Below are 19,260 nucleotides of genomic sequence, written 5' to 3'. Positions count from 1 at the left end.
CATCGTGATGTGTCGCAACTATCTTGAAATCATGGCTTTTTCAGGATGCAGAATGTCGCATTCGAATCCCTGTCTCTCCGCCACTTTCCCTAACGCACGATCTTGCGTCAGGATGTAAAGGCAGACCGTGATATCGGTTGCATCACTAGCAAAAAACTATTTAGCGGTAAGCTGCGCGGATGCCTGACCTGACTTGAGGCGCGCGTTTAATTTTGCCAGCCTGTCTTTTAGCGCCCCTTCCAGACGAGATATATTGTCTGCCATCCAATCAGCAATATCCACCCACTGATCTCTGTCAGAGGTGTCAAAGTTTGCTTCGATTGCAATAGCACTTCGCTTCATGTTCGCCATAGGCTTCCACACCAACGAACCGCCGAAATCGTGTTCAATACTGAGCCTGTCTCTTTTCAACTCCTCAAAAATCCAATCATTTTCAGCTTCATCAGACCTTTGCATGACAAATTCAACCCTAGCGGCAGTCTTCACAACCACCGCACAGTACATACAGCCAGAAACGCCAGTACCAACACTTATCCAATTCTCTTTGGTCGGATTGACATGTTGAAATCTGGGCGATCCATCACTCCTCAGCTTCTCAATGGAGTGTTCCCAAAACGCCAAACGTAACCGGTGAGCCTCCTTAAGGGCACCAGTCGTACTTTTTTCTTCACTATCCTTTTCAGCCATACGGATCATATAATCAGCGGCTTCCGGAGGCGGCACAATCTGAAGCAGATCTATGAATACTTCGCTGCCATAGACATATGGAGATATCTTGACGCATCGCACATCAATGCCATGGCTACCTAACCAAAGTGCGGTCGAAGTGACTTCTTTTCTGAAATTTGCAGCAATAAATACGATTCTTTGCGCTACACCGTCGTTTATCTTTACTTCATCCAAATTCTCCTCGCCCAAAAACTCGCAAATATCCAAAGCTGGGTCTTTTTGGCTGCCTGTTTTTCCTAGATACTGCCGGTATATCGATATAACGTCTGCCTTTTTCAAGGTGGAACAATACGCAGCATATTTCATTGCTTGCCAGACTACATCTCGACCCGAGTCATCAAGTTTGTTTTCAATAATCACCAGCTGGCCACTCCGATCCAAAGCGAGAAGGTCTAACCGCTCTTTTGTTTCAGAGAAACCATCAAACTCTTTTTGGATAATCAATAAACTTCCAGGTTTTTCCCCCATTGCCTCACAGAGAGCGTTGGGCTCCGAAGCCAACCATTCCTGAAGATGCTGACGCTCCTTGAAACCCGCGTGCGAAAATGTAGTTCGCTCCAACTTGCACATCTTGTTGGATTCTCTGTCAATTCTAAACATCTCGTCGCCTCAGTATATGTTATTGCAAGGGTGACGCCTCAGATCAAAGAATGCAAGAAGAGCCGAACAATCATACAAAGCTCTTTGGACCCGTCCGCAAAAAAAGACGCCCGGCCGGGGCCAGGCGTCTCTCCTACTGAAATGCTGCATGCAGTTTGGTCAAATGGACCAGAGGGTTTCAGTATAGTAGTCTTGAAAAAATCTTAAGCCATTTCAAAAGACAAGCGGTTGGATCAGGCGTCGTTCTTGACCAGCAGGCCGGCGTCGGCCGACAGCATCTTGGCGATCACCGGGTCCATCGAGGCGCGGGCCGGTTTGAACGGCGTCGGCAGAAGGCGCAGTTCGGGGTAGATCGCGTACAGTTCTTCGACCGCCTCGACGTCCATGCCGTTCAGGGCGCTCAGACCGGGCAGGAAGCTTTCGGTCCAGGTGCCTTCCGACATGACCAGTTCGTGATCGTCGAACATCAGGTGGTAATAGATGACGGCCTCGACCTTTTCGACGGTAATGCCGTCGCGGCCGACCAGGTACTTGGCGGCGATCAGGGCTTCGTCTTCACCGATCAGTTCGGCGACCTTGTCACCCGACACCATCACACGGTGTTCCGGGGAAACGAGAAGGTCACGCACCGGCATGCCGTTGCCCAGGGCACCCGCGGCAATGCGAATCGGGCGAACGCTGTCGAATTCCTTGATCTCGGAGCCATCGACGTGACGGCAGCCGATCCAGCGCAGGGACTGCAGACCGTGGTCACGGGTCATCACGCGGTCGCCGGGAACCAGTTGTTCGACCGGGCGCTGCCCTTCCATGGTCAGGATCTTGGTTCCGGCCACGAAGCAGGCAATCGCACCACGCTTGCCAACACGGCGCGCTTCCGCACCTTCGATCTGACCGTTACCGCCCTTCGGCTCGTAAGCTTCAAACTTCGACATCTTCTGCCTCTCGTCTTGCTCATGCAATCTTCAAGGCCCCCACAAACTGAATACACGAATTGGGCAGGGGGTGGTGAAAAAAGGCGGAAAAGGGGCTCATTTCCGGTGTTTTACGGATTTGCCCCACCCGATCCGCGAACAGTTCGGCCAACCGGGTAAAACTGTTTACCGACCGGGGCCAAAACGGCCATATTTCGATTCGAATTTGAGGCAGAGCTGCCCCATTTTGGACGAATCTCCGAACCGTCCGTTAAGATTTGTGTCAGGGGTCTGTTTCCCCGCGCCCAAGTCATTTACAGCGTAAGGGGTGACGACACGGGACCCGACCATGATGACCCAGACCCGCCTGCCCCTTTCCCGCGACCGCATCCTGACCGCCGCCCTGGCGCTGGCGGACGACGAAGGCCTGACGGCACTGTCGATGCGCAAGGTGGCCACCCGGCTGAGCGTCGAGGCCATGTCTCTCTATAATCACATCGGCAACAAGGCGGACATCGTGGCCGGGATCACCGACATGGTCGCCGGAGAGATCGACCTGCCGACGCCGGACTTCGACTGGAAGGGCCAGATGAAGACGCGGTCGCAATCGGCGCACCGGGTGCTGATGCGCCACCCCTGGGCGGCGGCGCAGTTCCAGCAGCCGCGCGCGCCGGGGCCGATGATGATGGAATACCTCGACGCGACGCTCGGCTGCCTGATGGCCGTCGGCTTCACCCCGGCGCAGGCCGATCACGCGCGCAACACCATCGACAACCACGTCTACGGCTTCACCCTGCAGCGGCTGGTGCGCCCGACCCGCACCCGCGAAATCGCAAGGGCCGCCAAGAAGGACCTCAAGGAGATCCCGAAGGACCGCTACCCCAGCCTTTATCGCAGGACCGAGGATCTGGCCCGCGCTAGCACGCCCGAGGTGGACGATTTCGACTTCGGCCTCGACCTGATCCTCGACGGGCTCGACGCGATGACGCGGAAGTAGCAGATGTCGGATCCGGTCATCGCGATCCGCAACATCGGTCCGGCCTCGGTCGACCCATACCGGCGCGCCGGGATCACCACGGCTGACGAGGTCCGCGATCTTGGGCCCGACGCCACCTATGCCAGGCTGATCGCCACGGGCACCCGGCCGCACTTCATCGGCTATTACGCGCTGGTTATGGGATTGCAGGGCCGCCCGTGGAACGACTGCAAGGGTGCCGAGAAAGACGCCCTGCGTCAACGCTTCGATCGGATCCGCGCCGCGGGGCCCCCGCCCGAGGTTGCGGGCCTGCCCGCCGAGCTTGCCCGGTTCCTTGATGCCATCGGGGTCCGCGTGGGCTGAGGGAACCGAAGGCGAAATCCCGCCGTTATCCTTTCAACACTGTATTGAAAGGAACAGATCATGGACCTTCTTCGCATCCTCGTCGCGATCTTCATCCCGCCGCTTGGTGTCTTTCTTCAGGTGGGACTTGGCGGTGCCTTCTGGCTGAACCTGCTGCTGACGATCCTGGGCTACATCCCCGGTATCATCCACGCGATCTACATCATCCTGTCCCGTGGACCGGCCCGGGCATGAGTGATCCGCGCCTCTCCCGCGTGGCCAGGGCAGAGCGCATCGCCCGGCTGATGGACCGCGCCGTCCGTCTGCCGGGCACCCGCATCCGGCTGGGCCTCGACAGTATTCTTGGTCTGGTCCCGGGTGTCGGCGACACGCTCGCCCTCGCGCCTGCGCTGTTTATCCTGCAGGAGGCCTACCGCATGGGCCTGCCCCGCCGCGATCTGGCCCGCATGGCCCGGAACCTCGGCATCGACTGGGTGATCGGCCTCGTGCCGCTGATCGGCGACATCTTCGACGTCGGATGGAAGGCCAACCTGCGCAACGCCGCGATCCTGCGCGACCACGTTGAACGTACGCCCCAAAACAAAGGGACCGCACCCTCGCAGGCACGGCCCCTTCAGATCTGACAGTTCGGGCTTAGCCGACCAGTTCGAGACCCGAGAAGAAGTAGGCGATTTCGACAGCTGCGGTTTCCGGTGCGTCGGACCCGTGGACCGAGTTCTCGCCGACCGATTCAGCGAACTCGGCACGGATGGTGCCGGGTGCCGCGTCGGCGGGGTTGGTCGCGCCCATGACTTCACGGTTCTTCGCGATGGCGCCTTCGCCTTCCAGCACCTGCACGACGACCGGCTCGGAAGCCATGAATTCGCACAGCTCGTCATAGAACGGACGCTCGGCGTGCACGGCGTAGAAGACACCGGCCTGTTCCTTCGACAGCTTGATGCGCTTCTGTGCGACGATGCGCAGACCGGCATCTTCGAACTTGGCGTTGATCTTGCCGGTCAGGTTGCGGCGGGTGGCGTCGGGCTTGATGATGGAAAGCGTACGTTCGGTGGCCATGGTCATCTCTCTATATATAATACGGAGCCAATGCTCCGGCTTCGGGATCGGCGCCCGCCTAGCATGGGTCCGGCCCTTTGAAAAGCCGTCACGCGCCGCGACCCTGCCTTTCTCGTTGCTTCAAATATCCCGGGGGGGCCGCCAAGGGCGGCGGGGGCAGCGCCCCCATTCTCCCTCTGGCCCTGTGCCCTGCCCTCTGCTAAGCGCGCGCCATGCTGCGTATCCAAGACATCTCATACTCCATCGCCGGTCGTCCCCTTCTTGAAGGGGCCAGCGCCACGATCCCCGCAGGCCACAAGGTCGGCATCGTCGGGCGCAACGGCGCGGGCAAGTCCACCCTCTTCCGCCTGATCCGGGGCGAGCTGACGCTGGACGGCGGGGCGATCTCGGTCCCCGAAAAGGCGCGCATCGGCGGCGTCGCGCAAGAGGTGCCGGGCAACGAGGTCTCGCTGCTCGATACCGTTCTGGCGGCCGACACCGAACGCGCCAGCCTGATGGCCGAATCCGAGACCGCCACCGATCCCACGCGCATCGCGGACATCCAGACGCGGCTCGCGGACATCGACGCCTGGTCCGCCGAGGGACGCGCCTCGTCGATCCTGCGCGGCCTGGGGTTCACCGAAGCGGAACAGCACATGCCCTGTTCGGCCTTCTCGGGCGGCTGGCGGATGCGCGTCGCGCTGGCGGGGGTGCTGTTTTCGCAGCCCGACCTGCTGCTGCTGGACGAACCGACCAACTACCTTGACCTCGAAGGGGCGCTCTGGCTGGAGAGCTATCTGCAGCGCTACCCCCACACCGTGCTGATCATCAGCCACGACCGTGGTTTGCTGAACCGCGCCGTGGGGGCGATCCTGCATCTCGAGGGCAAGAAACTTACACTATATACCGGTGGCTACGACACCTTTGCCAAGCAACGTGCCGAACAGCGCGCGTTGCAGGCAGCGGCGGCCAAGAAACAGGATGCGAAACGCGCGCACCTGCAAAGCTTTGTCGACCGGTTCAAGGCCAAGGCGTCGAAGGCGAAACAGGCGCAGTCCCGCGTCAAGATGTTGGAAAAGATGGAGAAGATCACCGCGCCCGAAGATGCGGCGCGCACGGTCTTCACCTTCCCCTCGCCCGAGGAACTCTCGCCCCCGATCATCCGCATCGAAGGGGGCGCCGTGGGCTATGGCGACCGGCGCGTGCTGTCGCGGCTGGATCTGCGCATCGACCAGGATGACCGCATCGCGCTTCTGGGTCGCAACGGCGAGGGCAAGTCGACGTTGGCCAAGCTGCTGTCGGACCGCCTGAGCCTCATGGACGGGTCGATCAGCCGATCGTCCAAGCTGCGGATCGGGTTCTTTGCCCAGCACCAGGTCGACGAGCTGCACCTGGACGAGACCCCGATCGACCACATCCGCCGCGAACGCCCGGATGAGGCCCCCGCGCGGTTGCGCGCCCGTCTGGCCGGATTCGGTCTGGGCGCCGATCAGGCGGAAACCGAGGTCGGGCGGCTTTCGGGTGGGCAAAAGGCACGTCTGACACTGCTGCTGGCGACGCTTGATGCGCCGCACCTGCTGATCCTCGACGAACCGACCAACCACCTCGATATCGAAAGCCGCGAGGCGCTGGTTGAGGCCCTTACGGCGTATACCGGCGCCGTGGTGCTGGTGTCGCACGACATGCATCTTCTGTCGCTGGTCGCGGACCGGCTGTGGCTGGTGAAAGACGGGGCCGTCACGCCTTACGAGGATGATCTGGAAGCCTACAGAAACCTCCTTCTGAACGTGAACTCTGGTCCGCAGAAGTCTGATAAGAAAGACAAACCGAAGCGTCCGTCGCGGGATGCCATGCTGGCGCTGAAGGCCGATGTCCGCAAGTGCGAAGAGCGCGTCACCAAGCTGCAGGACATGAGCGACAAGCTGTCGAAGAAGCTGTCCGACCCGGCGCTTTACGAAGACGAACGGGTCGGCGAGCTTGAGGTCTGGAACCGCAAATACGCCGAGTTGCGCGAAGCGATGGCGAAGGCCGAGGCGCTCTGGATGACCGCGCTTGAAAAGCTTGAGAAGGCAGAGGAAGCTGCGTGATGGACAGCGCCTTCTACATCACCGCCTTTGTCACGCTTTTCGTGATCATCGATCCGATCGGCCTGACGCCGGTCTTTACCGCGCTCACCCAGGGCGACAGCCAGGAACGCCGCCGCGCGCTGGCCATCCGGTCGTCGCTGATCGCGCTTGGCCTGCTGACGCTCTTCGCCTTCTTCGGCGAGGCGGTGATGGGGTTCGTCGGCATCACCATGCCCGCCTTCCGGATCGCGGGCGGTGTCCTTCTGTTCCTGACCGCGCTCGAGATGCTGTTTGAACGGCGCACCAAGCGGCGCTCGGATCAGTCCGAGAACCCGCAGGACCAACCCGATCCGTCGGTCTTCCCGCTGGCCATGCCGCTGATTGCCGGGCCGGGGGCGATTGCCACCGTGATCCTGCTGGCCGGTCAGCGGCCCGGGGCCCTTGGCGCGCTGTCCGTCGCCGGGATCGCGGCGCTTGTGCTTCTGGTGGTCTTCGGATTCTTCCTGACCGCGACGTGGCTGGAACGGCTGCTGGGGCGCACCGGCATCAACGTGGTCACGCGGGTGATGGGGATGCTTCTGGCGGCGCTGTCGGTGCAGTTCGTTCTGGACGGTCTTAAGGATTTCGGTTTCGCCGGGTGACGCATCGGGTCAGGGCGCCTATATCCAGTCCATGGATACCAATTCGACCATGCATTTCGCCTATCTCGTCCTGCTGCTGATCGCGGTCGGCGGCTGGATTTTCACGCAGGGCCGCAAGCACTGGGGCCGTCTGGCGCAGAACTTTGCCGCCTGGGTCCTGATCTTCGTCGGCGTGATCGCCGTGGTGGGTCTTTGGGGTGACATCCGCCAGACCATGCTGCCGTCGCAGGCGGTTCTGCAGGGCGGAGAGATCTCGGTCCCGCGTGCACCGGACGGCCACTATTACCTCACGCTCGAAGTGAACGGCGAACCCTTGCGGTTCATGGTCGATACCGGGGCCAGCGACATCGTGCTGACCAAGAAAGACGCACAGACCCTCGGGATCGACCCGGCCGGGCTGGTCTATTCCAGCCGCGCCCTGTCGGCGAACGGAGAGGTCGGGATCGCCCCGGTGGTGCTGGACAGCGTGGCGCTTGGTCCTGTCCGGTCTGAAGGCGTGCGCGCCATGGTCAACGGCGGAGAGATGCGCCAGTCCCTTCTCGGGATGCGCTATCTGCAAGGCTTTTCGAAGCTTGAGATCGGCGACGGGTCGCTGGTTCTTACGCCGTAAGTCAGACGGCCGCCTTTTCGGCCTTCATCTGCCAGCTGCCGGTTTCCTCGGACCAGTATTTTGCGCCGCATCCCGCGTCGGTCAGTGATTTCCATTGGCCGCGCGCATGTTGCACGGCCTGCGGATCGGTGCCGTCGAACAGGATGCAGGTGCGTTGCAGCGCCTTGACCTCTTCTGCCGTGACCTCGGCCCCGTCGACGGTCATCAGGCAGGCCGGATCGTTCGCCGCCGCGCCGGTCGTCAGTAGCACAGGTTGCAGCGCGTCGTGATCGCCCCCCGCAAGGCCATGCGGCAGGAACGCATCCTCGGGGCCCAGCCACAGCTTCTGGTCAAGCCAGTCCATGCGGTCAGGCGACGTGCCCCGAACCGCGATGGCCCAGCCCGCGCCGCGCGCCTTGCCCAGAAGCATGGGCAGGGTCACTTCAAGCGGGGTGTGGGTCAGGTGATAGAAGTAGGCTTCGCCCATATTCCCTGCCTTCACTGGCCTTCGAACTTCTCCTGGACCAATCGGTCCAGTGCGCGCACGCCCCAGCCCGTGGCCCCGGCCGGCGCAAAGGTGGTTTCCGCCTTCACGCTGGCAGTCCCGGCGATGTCGATATGGCACCAGGGGGTGTTGTCCTTGACAAAGCGCTGCAGGAATTCGGCTGCGGTGATCGACCCTGCGGGCCGTCCGCCGACGTTGTTGGTGTCGGCCACGCGCGACTTCAACTGCTTGGCATAGGCCTTGCCCAGGGGCATGCGCCAGGCGCCTTCGCCCACGCTGCTGGCCGCCTTTGTCAGGCTGTTGCACAGGACGTCGTTGTTGGAAAAGACGCCTGCATTGTGGTGGCCGAGCCCGATGATGATTGCGCCGGTCAGCGTCGCCAGATCGATCATGCCCGAGGGCTGGAAGCGGGTCTGCGCGTACCACATCACGTCACACAGCACGAGCCGCCCTTCGGCGTCGGTGTTCGTGACCTCGATGGTGTCGCCCTTCATCGACTTGATCACGTCGCCGGGGCGCATCGCCGTCCCCGAGGGCATGTTTTCGACCAGACCGACCAGTCCAACCACGTTCGCCTTGGCCTTGCGCAGCGCCAGCGCACGCATCGCGCCTGCCACCGTACCCGCGCCACCCATGTCCATGGTCATGTCTTCCATGCCACCGGCGGGTTTCAGCGAAATCCCCCCGGTGTCGAAGACCACGCCCTTGCCGATCAGCGCCAGCGGCGGCTCGTCCCCGCCGCCATTCCACTGCATCACCACGACCTTCGAGGGGCTGGCCGACCCCTGCCCGACCGCCAGCAGCGCGCCCATGCCCAGCTCTTCCAACTGGTCCTCTTCCAGCACCTCGACCTCCAGGCCGTACTGCTCCATCGCCTTCAGCTGGTCGGCGAAGGTCGTCGTCGTCAGCACATTGGCCGGGGCGTTCACCAGGTCCCGCGTGAAGAAGACGCCCTGAGCCGCTGCCAGCAGATCGGCCATCTTGTCGGTCATGCCCGACGGATCGCTGACCTGCGCGGTGATGGTGCCGGGCACCTTGCCGCTTTCGGTCTTCTGATCGCTGTACTCATAGGCGCGCAGGACCGCGGCCTCGATCAGCTCGGGCAGGCGCTGCGACGGGCCGAGGATCAGAAGCGTCTTGTCCTTCAGCGCCTTGCCAAGGGCCGCGCCGGCGGTGCGCACATCTTCAATCTCGGGGCGGCGCGGCAGGATGACGATATCCAGCGCCTCGGCGGCAAGCCCCGTGGGCCAGTTCAGCGTGATGACCGTGCCGGGGTCCGCCTTGGTGAAAGCCTCGCTTTCGATCAGGCGGGCCAGCGCGCCACGGGTCAGCCGGTTCAGCCGCCGCGCCGCGCGACTCAGCGTGCCGTCGGCGTTCAAGATCAGGGCCAGCCGCCCTTCGGTGCCGGCAATCGCGTCAAGGTCATGGTCGGTGAAACTCACGGCGGCGGTCTGGGTCAAGGGCTTCTCCTGGATGGGATTTTGCAGGGCGGCAGGCGCATTGCCGCCGCGTTGGCGGGCAGGCTAGCGCCCGTGCGCCGGTTTGGCCAGATAGCAGTTTTCCCCCCCCGTCGAATCCGCTAGGGTCGGGTCCAGCCCGCTGCCGGGGCGATGAAGTTTGGGGGACCACCTTGTCACGTTTCGACAGATACATCCTGTCGCAATTCATGGTGCTGTTCGGATTCTTTTCGCTCGTGCTGGTGTCGATCTACTGGATCAATCAGGCGGTGAGGCTTTTCGACACCCTGATCGGCGACGGGCAATCCGCCTGGGTCTTCCTTGAATTCACCGCGCTGACCCTGCCGAACGTGATCCGCATCGTGCTGCCGATGGCCAGCTTTGCCGCCGTGGTCTACGTGACCAACCGGCTGTCTTCGGAAAGCGAACTGGTCGTGATGCAGGCCACCGGGTTTTCGCCCTGGCGGCTGGCGCGGCCGGTGCTGTGGTTCGGGCTGTTCGTCGGGCTCTTCATGTCGCTGGTGACCCATTTCCTGGTGCCCGCGTCGATGACGCAGCTGCAGAACCGGCAGGACGACCTCGAACGCAACATCACGGCCCGGCTTCTGACCGAAGGCACCTTCCTGCATCCCGCCGCCGGTGTGACCTTCTATATCCGCAGTATCGAAACCGACGGCACGCTGACGGATGTCTTCCTGTCCGACCGTCGCAACGCCGAAGCACCGCAGACCTTCACCGCCGCCCGCGCATACCTGGTGGCCGATCGCGCGACGGAAAACAGCGGGGCCAAGCTGGTGATGGTGGACGGGCTGGCGCAGACCCTGCGGTCCGACAGCCAGCGTCTGTTCACCACGCATTTCCAGGATTTCACCTATGACATCGGGCGGCTTTTCGGAAAGGCCGAGACGCCCTTCGTGCACGTACGCTACCTGCCGACGTGGCAGCTTTTTACCCGCGAAGAGGCCGTGATGGCCCTGACCGGATCGTCTCGCGGTGACCTGGTGCTGGAACGACACGAGAGGTTTGAACAGCCACTGATGTGCATGGCCGCCGCGCTGATCGGTTTTGCCGCGCTGCTGACGGGCGGGTTTTCGCGCTTCGGGGTGTGGCGGCAGATCGTCTATGCCATCGTGCTGCTGCTGGTGATCAAGGGGATCGAAGGGGCCAGCTTTGCGCCCGTGCGCGCCAATCCGGCGCTTTGGCCGCTGACCTATGCCGCGCCGCTGGCCGGGTTCGCGATCGGGGCGCTGATGCTGGGCTGGACTGCGCGATCCCGACGCCCCCGCCGGGTCGAGGTCGCCGCATGATCCTGAACTTCTACCTCGCGCGGCGCTTCCTGCGCAGCTTCGGCGGCCTTCTGCTGGTCTTCCTGCTGATGTCGATGCTGATCGATCTGGTCGAACACCTGCGCCGCCTGTCATCGACCTCGGCCACCTTCGCGCAGGTGGCCGAGCTTGCGCTGCTCAACGCGCCGCAGGGGATCTACACGATCCTGCCGCTTGTGATGATCCTGTCGACGGTCGCGCTGTTTCTGGGCCTTGCCCGGTCGTCCGAAATGGTGGTGATCCGCGCGGCCGGCCGGTCCGCCCTGCGGGCGCTGGTGTCTCCGACGGTGACGGCGTTGATGATCGGCGTGGTGACCGTGGCGGTGTTCAACCCGATCGTCGCCTCGACCTCGAAACGCTATTCCAGCCTGCTGGAAGACTATCGCGCCGGCGGGCGCGACGTGATCTCGCTCTCGGCCGAGGGGCTTTGGCTGCGTCAGGGCGGTGCCGAGGGGCAGACGGTGATCCGCGCGGCCCGGTCCAATCCGCAGGCCACAGAGCTTTATGACGTGACCATGGTGCAATACGCCCCCGAAGGCGGCCCGACCCGACGCATCGAAGCCGACCGCGCGCGGCTGATCGATGGCGCGTGGGAACTGCGCGACGCCCGGATCTGGCCGTTGGACCAGGGGCAGAACCCGCAGGCCCGGATCGAGAATTACGAACGGATCGAAGTGCCCTCGACCCTGACCGAGGCGCGCATTCGCGACACCTTCGGCGAACCCTCGGCCATTCCGATCTGGGATCTGCCGACCTACATCCAGCTGCTGACCGAGGCGGGGTTCTCGGCCCGGCGCCATGCCGTCTGGTTCCAGATGGAACTGGCCCGGCCGCTGTTCCTTGTTGCGCTGGTTCTGGTGTCGGCGGCCTTCACCATGCGGCACGTGCGCTTCGGCAATACCGGCGTCGCGGTGCTGACGGCGGTGATGCTGGGCTTTGCGCTCTATTACCTGCGCAACTTCGTGCAGATCCTGGGCGAAAACGGCCAGATCCCGGTGGCCCTGGCCGCCTGGGCGCCGCCCGTGGCCTCGGTCCTGCTGGCCGTCGGCCTGTTGCTGCATGCGGAGGATGGCTGATGCGTTGGCTTGTGATCCTCTGCCTGGTCCTTCTGCCCCGTCTGGCGCTGGCGCAGGACGATGACACCGCCATGCTGGTCGCCGACCGCGTGTTCCTGCAGGGCCGGACCCGCGTCGTCGCCGAAGGATCGGTCGAGGTGCTGCAGGGCGATGCGCGGCTGCGGGCCAGCCGGGTCAGCTATGACCGCGACAGCGAACAGCTGCTGATCGAAGGGCCGATCGTGCTGACGCGCGGCGCGGACCAGGTCATCATCGCGGATGCCGCCGATCTGGATCGGGACCTGCGCAACGGCATGATCCGGGGCGCGCGCATGGTGCTGAACCAGCAGCTGCAACTGGCCGCCGCACGACTTGACCGGGTGGACGGGCGCTATTCGCAGCTGACCCGCGCGACCGTGTCGTCGTGCAAGGTCTGCGGCAATCGTCCGCCGCTGTGGCAGATCAAGGCGCGGCGTATCATCCACGACCAGGAAGAGATGCAGCTGTATTTCGATGACGCCCGGATGGAAGTTCTGGGCGCGCGGATCTTCTGGCTGCCCCGCCTGCGTCTGCCCGACCCGAACCAGACCCGCGCGACCGGGTTCCTCATCCCGTCGATACGCCGGAATTCACAGCTGGCGACGGGCATCAAGGTGCCCTACTTCATCAAGATCGGCGATCATCGCGACCTGACACTTACGCCGTATATCTCCTCCAAGACCAAGACGCTCGAATGGCGCTATCGGCAGGCCTATACCAACGGCCGGATCGAGTTCTCCGGCGCCGTGACCAAGGATGAGCTCAAGCCCGCGATCACCCGCGCCTATGTCGAAGGGGCCGGGCAGTTCGACCTGCCGCGCGGCTTCCAGCTGGACTTCAAGATCGCCGCCGTCAGCGACGATGCCTATGTCACCGACTACGGCTATTCCGATGCCGACCGGCTGGAAAGCGAAGTGATCGTGTCGCGGGTGCGACGCGACGAATACGCGGCCATCGGGCTGGCCAACATCCATTCGCTGCGCGTCACCGAAGACAATGCGACCATCCCGTCGATCCTGACGGATGTGTCCTATGAACGCCGCCTCTTTCCCCGCTTCGGAGGCGAGCTGCGCCTGACCGCCGATCAGCACAGCCACCTGCGCTATTCCGACCGGAACACCGACGGGCCGGACGCCGACCTCGTCACTGACGGGCGCGACGTCACCCGCCTTTCGGTCGGGGCCAGCCTGCGCAATTCATGGACCCTGCCCATGGGCATCCGCGCGCAGGGCATGATCGGGATCGACGCCGACAGTTTCCGCACCGCGCAGGACGCCACGCTGCCGCAGGGCGACAGCCAGGTCAGCCCCTCGGTCGCTGTGACGCTGCGCTGGCCCTGGGTCCGCCATGGCCGCGACGGCGTGAGCGAGGTGATCGAACCCGTCGCCATGGTCGCCTGGACCGGTGGCAGCGCCTTGCGCGTGGCCAACGACGAAAGCACCCGGATCGAGTTTGACGAAGGCAACCTGCTGAGCCTGTCGCGCTTCACCGCACCCGATCGTCGCGAACGCGGGCTGCGGGCAGCGGTCGGGGTGAACTGGACCCGGATCGACCCGACGGGCTGGGATGCACGGCTGACCTTCGGGTCGGTGCTGCGGTCGTCCCCGGATCTGAACTTCACCAATTCCTCGGGCCTTGGCGGCACGACCTCGGACCTGCTGATCGCGGGCCAGGCGCGTACGGCGTCGGGCCTGACGGTGACGGCGCGGGGGCTGTTCGATACCTCGTTCACGGTGAACAAGGCCGAGGCCAAGGCGTCGTGGGTGGCGGGGCGTTATGACCTGTCGGCCAGCTATGTCTGGCTGACCGCCGATGCCGCCGAGGATCGCCCCAATTCGGTATCGGAATGGGCCTTCGACACCAGTTTCGATCTGAACCCCAATTGGCGCGGGTCGCTGTTCGGGCGCTATGACATCGTCGCGGACGAACCGATCTCGGCGGGGCTTGGGCTGGTTTATTCCAATGAATGCGTGGATGTGGCGCTTTCGGCCTCGCGCCGCTTCACCTCTTCCACTATCGTCACGCCAGCCACGGACTTCAGCTTCACGATCGGGCTGCGCGGCTTCTCTGCCCAGACCTCGGGCGGGACCGTCGCCCGGACATGCCGCTGAGACCCAAGTGACACGAGTAGACAAACGGACATGACAATGCGCAACCTCTTCCGCCTCTGCCTGACCCTGACCGCGATGATGATCGGCCTGGCCACCGCCGCACAGGCGCAGGGCTTCGGACCGGCGATCAAGGTGAACGATCAGGTCGTCACCCAGTACGAACTGGCACAGCGGATCCGGATGCTGCAGCTGTTCCGCACCCCCGGCGACGTGCGCGAGATCGCGGCGGACCAGCTGATCGACGACCGCCTGCGCCGCCAGGCCGCGCGTGAACTGGGAATCGCCCCCTCGGAAGAGGAAATCATCGGTGGCATGCAGGAATTCGCCGGCCGCGCGAACCTGTCCGCCGACCAGTTCCTGACCGCCCTGCAGGGCGGCGGCGTCGCCCCCGAAACCTTCCGAGATTTCGTCAGCGCCGGCCTGGCCTGGCGGTCGGTCGTGCAGGCCAAGTTCGGCCCCCGCGTCCAGGTCTCGGAACAGGAGATCGATCGCGCGATCTCTTCGGGCGGGGCGTCCGGCGCCACCGTGCAGGTGCTGATGTCCGAGGTCTTCCTGCCCTTCACCGCCGCCAACAAGGACGAGGTCCTGGCCCAGGCCGAGCGTATCCGCCGGATGAGCGCGGACGGCTTTGCCCGTGCCGCGCGCGAAAGCTCTGCCGCGCCGTCGGCGGCACAGGGCGGCCGGGTGAACTGGGTGCCTGCCTCCAACCTCGCGCCGCAGGTGCGCGGCGCCATCCTCGGGCTGCGTCCCGGCCAGATCAGCGCCCCGATCGAGGTGAACGGCCAGATCGCCCTGTTCCTGCTGCGCGCGATCGAGCAATCCGAGAACCGCGCGCCCTCCAATTATTCCGCCATCGAATACGCCGCCTACTACATTCCCGGTGGCCGCAGCGAACAGGCGCTGGCGCAGGCCGCCAAGATCAAGGCCCGTGTCGACACCTGCGACGACCTTTACGGCATCGCCAAGGGACAACCGGCCGAGGTGCTGGATCGCGGCACCAAGATGCCGTCCGAGATCCCCGCCGACATCGCCGCCGAACTGGCCAAGCTGGACGAGGGCGAAGTGTCGACGAACCTGACCCGCGCCAATGGCCAGACGCTGGTCTTCCTGATGATGTGCGGGCGCAGCTTCGATCTGTCGGGCGCCGTGTCGCGCGAAGGCGTGGCCATGGACATCCAGAACCGCCGCCTCGCCTCTTTCGCCGAAGGCTACCTGCAGCAGCTGCGGTCCGAGGCGCGGATCACCCGCTACTGATGGCGGCGATCGACGGGCTTCCCCCGCTGCGCGAGGTCATCGCGCAGCACGGGCTGGCAGCAAAGAAAAGCCTTGGCCAAAACTTCCTGCTGGATCTGAACCTGACTGCCAAGATCGCGCGCCAGGCCGGGGATCTGACCGGCTGTGACGTGCTGGAAATCGGCCCCGGCCCTGGTGGTCTGACCCGCGGTCTGCTGGCCGAAGGCGCGCGGCGGGTGCTGGCGATCGAAAAGGACGCGCGCTGCCTGCCTGCCCTGGCCGAGGTCGCCGCCGCCTATCCCGGCCGGCTCGAGGTGGTGAACGGCGACGCGCTCGACATCGATCCCCTGACCCAGCTGACCCCGCCGATCCGCGTGGCCGCCAACCTGCCCTACAACGTAGGGACCGAACTGCTGGTGCGCTGGCTGACGCCGCCCGAATGGCCGCCCTTCTGGCAGAGCCTGACCTTGATGTTCCAGCGCGAGGTGGCCGACCGCATCGTCGCCACGCCCGGATCCAAGGCCTATGGTCGGCTCGCCCTTCTGGCGTCCTGGCGGGCGGATGCGCGGATTGTCATCAACCTTCCGCCCGAGGCGTTTTCGCCGCCGCCCAAGGTGTCCTCGGCCGTGGTGCACCTGACCGCCCTGCCCGAACCGCGTTATCCGGCCGACCCCAAGGTGCTGGAGCGTGTGGTGGCCATGGCGTTCAACCAGCGCCGCAAGATGCTGCGCGCCGCGCTCAAGGGGTTGGGGCCGGACATCGAGGACCGGTTGGTCGCTGCGGGGATCAAGCCGACGGACCGCGCCGAAACCGTGTCTTTGGAGCAATTCTGCGCGCTCGCCCGTGCCGTGAAGGCGGGCTGAGGCGGCGGGGCCGGATGCCTCCGGCGGGAGTATTTGAGGCAAGATGAATGCGGACTTCATCTTGCCATAAATACTCAATCAACGTCTGGTCAGGCGCAGGTGGATGCCGGCCCGGGATCGGACTGTCAGATGCGCGACCGGCACGGGCGCCGGGCCGACAGGTTCGATCCGGAATGCGCGCAGGATCATTGACAGGATCAGCGGGCCCTCGACCATCGCGAAGCCCGCGCCGGGGCAGACCCGGGGGCCTGACGAAAACGGGATGAACGCCTCGCGCATGCAGGTCTTGCCGTTTTCGCTGTGCCAGCGCGTCGGGTCGAAGCCGTCGGGATTGTCCCAGAGCCGCGTCTGGCGGTGCAGGTGCCAGGGACTGAGCACGACCTGCGCGCCGGGTTTCACGGCGCGGTCACGGAAGGTTTCGGGACAGGTGGTTTCGCGCACCATCATGGGCACGGGCGGGTAAAGGCGCAGCGCCTCGCGGAAGGTATCGCGGGAGAGTTTGAGCTGCGCGAGCACCGCGAAATCGGCGGTGGTGTCGAGCGCGCGGGCTTCCTCGGCCAGCTTATCCTGCCAGTCGGGGTGCGTCGCGACGAGGTAGAGCGCCCAGGCGAGCGCGGAGGCCGAGGTTTCGTGTCCGGCGAGGAAGAAGATCGCGACCTGGTCGACCATCTCGTCCGTGCCGAAGATGTCGCCCGTGGCAGGATCCGCCGTGGTCATGATCTTGGCGGCCAGGTCGTCGGGTGCCGTGCCGTCGGTAATCGCCGCCTGCCGGTCTGCGGTGAGACGGGTGATCAGCGAACGGATGTCACGGGCGGCGCGACGGGTGCGCCGGTTGTGAAACCGCGGAACCCAGTTCGGCAGCGGGACGAAGGCCGCGAGGTTCAGGATCGGGGCGCTGCGTTGGTAGTCGCGAAAGCGGGAGAAGACCTGCGCCGCGATCTGGTGGTCGATCGGGATCGAAAACAGCGTGCGAAAGATCACGTCAGCGGCAGCGTGGGAGGTTTCGGCTTCGATCTCTACCGTCTGGTCTGTCTTTTCTGACAGGCGTGACACGCAGGCCTCGGCGGCGGCACGCATGGCCGGAAAGGTGTCTTTGATCCGACCGCCTTCGAAGGCCGGATCGATGATGCGACGCTGGCGTTTCCATGCCTCGCCGTTCGTCAGGAAGACCGAGTTGCCGAGCAGCGGACGCAGACCTTCGGAGATGCGGTTGGATTTCGGGAAGTCGTCGGGCCGATCCCTGAGCACGGTCCTGATCAGGTCTGGCTGGTTGACGAGGTAGGACCGGAAAAACGGCGTGCGGAATTCGGCCATCCAGGCGCGGTAGAGACGCGCGGGCTGGGCCGAGAGGATGTCGTCGCGAAAGAGCCGGATGTAGCGGCGGAGGGAGACCTTGTCGGGGCGGGCCGCGGGTTTGGGCGGAAGGGTCATGCCACGCTCCGGTAGCGGTTGACCGGGGTTGTGATCGTGGATTTTGACGCGGGCTTGCCGTGGTAGCGGGCTGACAGTGTAAGGTGGCCTGCGGTGATGCGGAAATAATCGTAGTGGTCGGGCCGGTCGAAGGCGCACAAGTACTGGAAATGCAGGCGGAAAAAGCGCCAGCGGAGTTCTTTCCAGCGCTCCGGCGACAGGGTCTGGGTGAAGGCGGCGGAGAGGATCAGCGGCCAGCGTTGATCGGCGGGCGCGACGCCGGAGACCGCCACCGGATCGCAAAGCGCAAAGGCGCAGCCGTCGCCGGGGGCGGTGACATCGACCCAGGTCAGTTCGGGGCGGGTGGAGAGATAGGCGAGGTCGGCGCGCAGGCGGGTTGCGCGCGGCAGGAAGGACACCATGGGCACGACCTGGCCGAGCGACAGGAAGGACAATACGGGGCCGTCCGGTGGCACGCGGCCTGTGCGCAGCAGGTCCGACAGGATCGACACGGCGAGGTGCGCGCCAGAGGAGTGACCGACGATCAGCACCTCGTCCGCATCTGTGTTCAACGCATCCGCGATGGTGTCGGCAAAGGATGCGATGCGCTCCTCCAGAGCTTCAGGATTGGATCCCAAGTATCTGGCCGAAAATGAATAATCGTGCATGAGGTAATAGGCGAAGAACTTGGCATCCTTGGCCTTGAACCAGCGCAGCAGCAGGACGGCCACGATAACGCCGGTCAGCGCGCTGACGACGGCGACGGGGGCGTTGGCCGGCGGAAATGCCAGGCCCGCAAGCCATTGCAGGGTCGCAGCGACCGCCCAGCCCAGCCCCACGGCGATGGCAAGCTGCACCAGCAGGAAGAGCACCGGATAGAGGGCCGCGATGACCGGCCCCTTGCGCAGGCGCATCAGGCGGAAGAGAGCTCCGGTGAAGATGTAGACTGACGCTGTACGTAACAAGGCGAGGTAGGTCGCGGGGATTGATCCGTCCATACTGTCGCGTACGATGTCGGACCAGTAGAGCACCTCGATATCCGTTTCGACCGCTGCGCCGTCCTGTGTCGAGGTCACGTGCCAGCCGTAGGGCCCCGTGGTCGTCTTGGGACGCAGGTCGATGTCATAGCCCGAGATCCCCGCCTGTGCCGCGCCTTCCTTGCGGTAAAGCTCGCGGTAGCGGCGCGGGTGAATCGGGTCGTAGCCGGGGATGTAGAACACCCGGCGGGTCTGGACGTGGGGCGGGCTGCTCATATCTGCCTCGGTTTATCTTGAGGCAATATAAACCATGTTCGGGGCGAAAGTGTGAACAAAGCGTTCGGTGGTCCGGACGCCCTGTTTGGTGTTTCTTTA

The 19,260-nt window shown here is 64.1% G+C and carries 19 protein-coding genes; 12 read left to right on the top strand and 7 right to left on the bottom strand.

All coding sequences use genetic code 11. The annotated features are described in order from the left end of the window. Positions 1-156 precede the first annotated feature (156 nt). The gene (locus E4S58_RS06595; RefSeq protein ID WP_136635529.1) at positions 157-1,329 is read right to left on the bottom strand and encodes a DUF4268 domain-containing protein; all 1,173 of its coding nucleotides are present in this window, start codon (positions 1,327-1,329) and stop codon (positions 157-159) included. A gap of 233 nt (positions 1,330-1,562) precedes the next feature. Continuing rightward, complete coding sequence (locus tag E4S58_RS06590; RefSeq protein WP_136635528.1) at positions 1,563-2,261, bottom strand: Hint domain-containing protein; 699 nt, start codon at positions 2,259-2,261, stop codon at positions 1,563-1,565. A 328-nt stretch (positions 2,262-2,589) separates the two neighbouring features. Here E4S58_RS06590 and E4S58_RS06585 point away from each other — a divergent pair, with 328 nt between their 5' ends. From E4S58_RS06585 to E4S58_RS06570, 4 genes are read left to right on the top strand one after another with little or no spacing between them, the layout of a single operon-like run. Then, the gene (locus E4S58_RS06585; RefSeq protein ID WP_136635527.1) at positions 2,590-3,237 is read left to right on the top strand and encodes a TetR/AcrR family transcriptional regulator; all 648 of its coding nucleotides are present in this window, start codon (positions 2,590-2,592) and stop codon (positions 3,235-3,237) included. A gap of 3 nt (positions 3,238-3,240) precedes the next feature. Continuing rightward, positions 3,241-3,579 carry a TfoX/Sxy family DNA transformation protein gene (locus tag E4S58_RS06580; protein ID WP_136635526.1) on the top strand — a complete coding sequence of 113 codons (339 nt, stop codon included), beginning with the start codon at positions 3,241-3,243 and terminating at the stop codon, positions 3,577-3,579. Between the two features lie 60 nt (positions 3,580-3,639). Beyond that, entirely contained in the window at positions 3,640-3,813 is a 174-nt protein-coding gene (locus E4S58_RS06575; protein WP_136635525.1) for a YqaE/Pmp3 family membrane protein, read from the top strand. After that, the gene (locus tag E4S58_RS06570; RefSeq protein WP_136635524.1) at positions 3,810-4,202 is read left to right on the top strand and encodes a DUF4112 domain-containing protein; all 393 of its coding nucleotides are present in this window, start codon (positions 3,810-3,812) and stop codon (positions 4,200-4,202) included. The genes E4S58_RS06575 and E4S58_RS06570 overlap by 4 nt, the downstream gene beginning before the upstream one ends. 10 nt (positions 4,203-4,212) lie before the next feature. Here the strand turns inward: E4S58_RS06570 and ndk are convergent, their stop codons facing one another. Beyond that, positions 4,213-4,635: a nucleoside-diphosphate kinase gene (ndk, locus tag E4S58_RS06565; protein ID WP_136635860.1), complete on the bottom strand. Its 423-nt coding sequence runs from the start codon at positions 4,633-4,635 to the stop codon at positions 4,213-4,215. A gap of 212 nt (positions 4,636-4,847) precedes the next feature. Here ndk and E4S58_RS06560 point away from each other — a divergent pair, with 212 nt between their 5' ends. From E4S58_RS06560 to E4S58_RS06550, 3 genes are read left to right on the top strand one after another with little or no spacing between them, the layout of a single operon-like run. After that, a complete protein-coding gene (locus E4S58_RS06560; RefSeq protein ID WP_136635523.1) occupies positions 4,848-6,701 on the top strand; it encodes an ABC-F family ATP-binding cassette domain-containing protein in 1,854 nt (617 codons plus the stop codon). Continuing rightward, positions 6,701-7,321, top strand: coding sequence for a MarC family protein (locus E4S58_RS06555; protein ID WP_205965360.1), 621 nt, complete (start codon positions 6,701-6,703; stop codon positions 7,319-7,321). The genes E4S58_RS06560 and E4S58_RS06555 overlap by 1 nt, the downstream gene beginning before the upstream one ends. A gap of 31 nt (positions 7,322-7,352) precedes the next feature. Next, positions 7,353-7,931: a retropepsin-like aspartic protease family protein gene (locus E4S58_RS06550; RefSeq protein ID WP_136635521.1), complete on the top strand. Its 579-nt coding sequence runs from the start codon at positions 7,353-7,355 to the stop codon at positions 7,929-7,931. Position 7,932: 1 nt separating this feature from the next. On the opposite strand, the gene E4S58_RS06545 is transcribed toward E4S58_RS06550, so the two are convergent. Together E4S58_RS06545 and E4S58_RS06540 are read right to left on the bottom strand one after the other, a co-directional pair. Further along, the gene (locus E4S58_RS06545; protein WP_136635859.1) at positions 7,933-8,397 is read right to left on the bottom strand and encodes a DNA polymerase III subunit chi; all 465 of its coding nucleotides are present in this window, start codon (positions 8,395-8,397) and stop codon (positions 7,933-7,935) included. 11 nt (positions 8,398-8,408) lie between these two features. Beyond that, positions 8,409-9,875 carry a leucyl aminopeptidase gene (locus tag E4S58_RS06540; RefSeq protein WP_136635520.1) on the bottom strand — a complete coding sequence of 489 codons (1,467 nt, stop codon included), beginning with the start codon at positions 9,873-9,875 and terminating at the stop codon, positions 8,409-8,411. A 170-nt stretch (positions 9,876-10,045) separates the two neighbouring features. Between E4S58_RS06540 and lptF the strand changes: the two genes are divergently transcribed. The 5 genes from lptF to rsmA are packed head-to-tail and all read left to right on the top strand — an operon-like array spanning position 10,046 to position 16,498. Further along, the gene (gene lptF, locus E4S58_RS06535) at positions 10,046-11,179 is read left to right on the top strand and encodes an LPS export ABC transporter permease LptF (protein WP_136635519.1); all 1,134 of its coding nucleotides are present in this window, start codon (positions 10,046-10,048) and stop codon (positions 11,177-11,179) included. Then, positions 11,176-12,273, top strand: a complete 1,098-nt coding sequence (gene lptG / locus E4S58_RS06530; protein WP_136635518.1) for an LPS export ABC transporter permease LptG — start codon at positions 11,176-11,178, stop codon at positions 12,271-12,273. Before lptF ends, lptG begins: the two co-directional genes overlap by 4 nt. Beyond that, positions 12,273-14,402, top strand: a complete 2,130-nt coding sequence (locus tag E4S58_RS06525; protein ID WP_136635517.1) for an LPS-assembly protein LptD — start codon at positions 12,273-12,275, stop codon at positions 14,400-14,402. The genes lptG and E4S58_RS06525 overlap by 1 nt, the downstream gene beginning before the upstream one ends. A 36-nt stretch (positions 14,403-14,438) precedes the next feature. After that, positions 14,439-15,656: a peptidylprolyl isomerase gene (locus E4S58_RS06520; protein ID WP_240789479.1), complete on the top strand. Its 1,218-nt coding sequence runs from the start codon at positions 14,439-14,441 to the stop codon at positions 15,654-15,656. Beyond that, the gene (gene rsmA / locus E4S58_RS06515) at positions 15,656-16,498 is read left to right on the top strand and encodes a 16S rRNA (adenine(1518)-N(6)/adenine(1519)-N(6))-dimethyltransferase RsmA (RefSeq protein WP_136635515.1); all 843 of its coding nucleotides are present in this window, start codon (positions 15,656-15,658) and stop codon (positions 16,496-16,498) included. The genes E4S58_RS06520 and rsmA overlap by 1 nt, the downstream gene beginning before the upstream one ends. A gap of 78 nt (positions 16,499-16,576) precedes the next feature. Here the strand turns inward: rsmA and E4S58_RS06510 are convergent, their stop codons facing one another. Together E4S58_RS06510 and E4S58_RS06505 are read right to left on the bottom strand one after the other, a co-directional pair. Continuing rightward, positions 16,577-17,929, bottom strand: a complete 1,353-nt coding sequence (locus E4S58_RS06510) for a cytochrome P450 (protein WP_136635514.1) — start codon at positions 17,927-17,929, stop codon at positions 16,577-16,579. Beyond that, the gene (locus tag E4S58_RS06505) at positions 17,926-19,161 is read right to left on the bottom strand and encodes a hypothetical protein (protein ID WP_136635513.1); all 1,236 of its coding nucleotides are present in this window, start codon (positions 19,159-19,161) and stop codon (positions 17,926-17,928) included. The genes E4S58_RS06510 and E4S58_RS06505 overlap by 4 nt, the downstream gene beginning before the upstream one ends. Positions 19,162-19,260 lie beyond the last annotated feature (99 nt).

This window comes from Pseudooceanicola onchidii (assembly GCF_004959925.1).
GTDB classification, from domain to species: Bacteria; Pseudomonadota; Alphaproteobacteria; order Rhodobacterales; family Rhodobacteraceae; genus Pseudooceanicola; species Pseudooceanicola onchidii.
This window is presented reverse-complemented; position numbering and strand designations above follow the sequence as displayed.

Bases quoted from the DNA above. Each gene is read 5' to 3' on its own strand.
- E4S58_RS06595 (WP_136635529.1), bottom strand. From the start codon at position 1,329: ATGTTTAGAATTGACAGAGAATCCAACAAGATGTGCAAGTTGGAGCGA.
- E4S58_RS06590 (WP_136635528.1), bottom strand. From the start codon at position 2,261: ATGTCGAAGTTTGAAGCTTACGAGCCGAAGGGCGGTAACGGTCAGATC.
- E4S58_RS06585 (WP_136635527.1), top strand. From the start codon at position 2,590: ATGATGACCCAGACCCGCCTGCCCCTTTCCCGCGACCGCATCCTGACC.
- E4S58_RS06580 (WP_136635526.1), top strand. From the start codon at position 3,241: ATGTCGGATCCGGTCATCGCGATCCGCAACATCGGTCCGGCCTCGGTC.
- E4S58_RS06575 (WP_136635525.1), top strand. From the start codon at position 3,640: ATGGACCTTCTTCGCATCCTCGTCGCGATCTTCATCCCGCCGCTTGGT.
- E4S58_RS06570 (WP_136635524.1), top strand. From the start codon at position 3,810: ATGAGTGATCCGCGCCTCTCCCGCGTGGCCAGGGCAGAGCGCATCGCC.
- ndk (WP_136635860.1), bottom strand. From the start codon at position 4,635: ATGGCCACCGAACGTACGCTTTCCATCATCAAGCCCGACGCCACCCGC.
- E4S58_RS06560 (WP_136635523.1), top strand. From the start codon at position 4,848: ATGCTGCGTATCCAAGACATCTCATACTCCATCGCCGGTCGTCCCCTT.
- E4S58_RS06555 (WP_205965360.1), top strand. From the start codon at position 6,701: ATGGACAGCGCCTTCTACATCACCGCCTTTGTCACGCTTTTCGTGATC.
- E4S58_RS06550 (WP_136635521.1), top strand. From the start codon at position 7,353: ATGGATACCAATTCGACCATGCATTTCGCCTATCTCGTCCTGCTGCTG.
- E4S58_RS06545 (WP_136635859.1), bottom strand. From the start codon at position 8,397: ATGGGCGAAGCCTACTTCTATCACCTGACCCACACCCCGCTTGAAGTG.
- lptG (WP_136635518.1), top strand. From the start codon at position 11,176: ATGATCCTGAACTTCTACCTCGCGCGGCGCTTCCTGCGCAGCTTCGGC.
- E4S58_RS06525 (WP_136635517.1), top strand. From the start codon at position 12,273: ATGCGTTGGCTTGTGATCCTCTGCCTGGTCCTTCTGCCCCGTCTGGCG.
- E4S58_RS06520 (WP_240789479.1), top strand. From the start codon at position 14,439: ATGCGCAACCTCTTCCGCCTCTGCCTGACCCTGACCGCGATGATGATC.
- rsmA (WP_136635515.1), top strand. From the start codon at position 15,656: ATGGCGGCGATCGACGGGCTTCCCCCGCTGCGCGAGGTCATCGCGCAG.
- E4S58_RS06510 (WP_136635514.1), bottom strand. From the start codon at position 17,929: ATGACCCTTCCGCCCAAACCCGCGGCCCGCCCCGACAAGGTCTCCCTC.
- E4S58_RS06505 (WP_136635513.1), bottom strand. From the start codon at position 19,161: ATGAGCAGCCCGCCCCACGTCCAGACCCGCCGGGTGTTCTACATCCCC.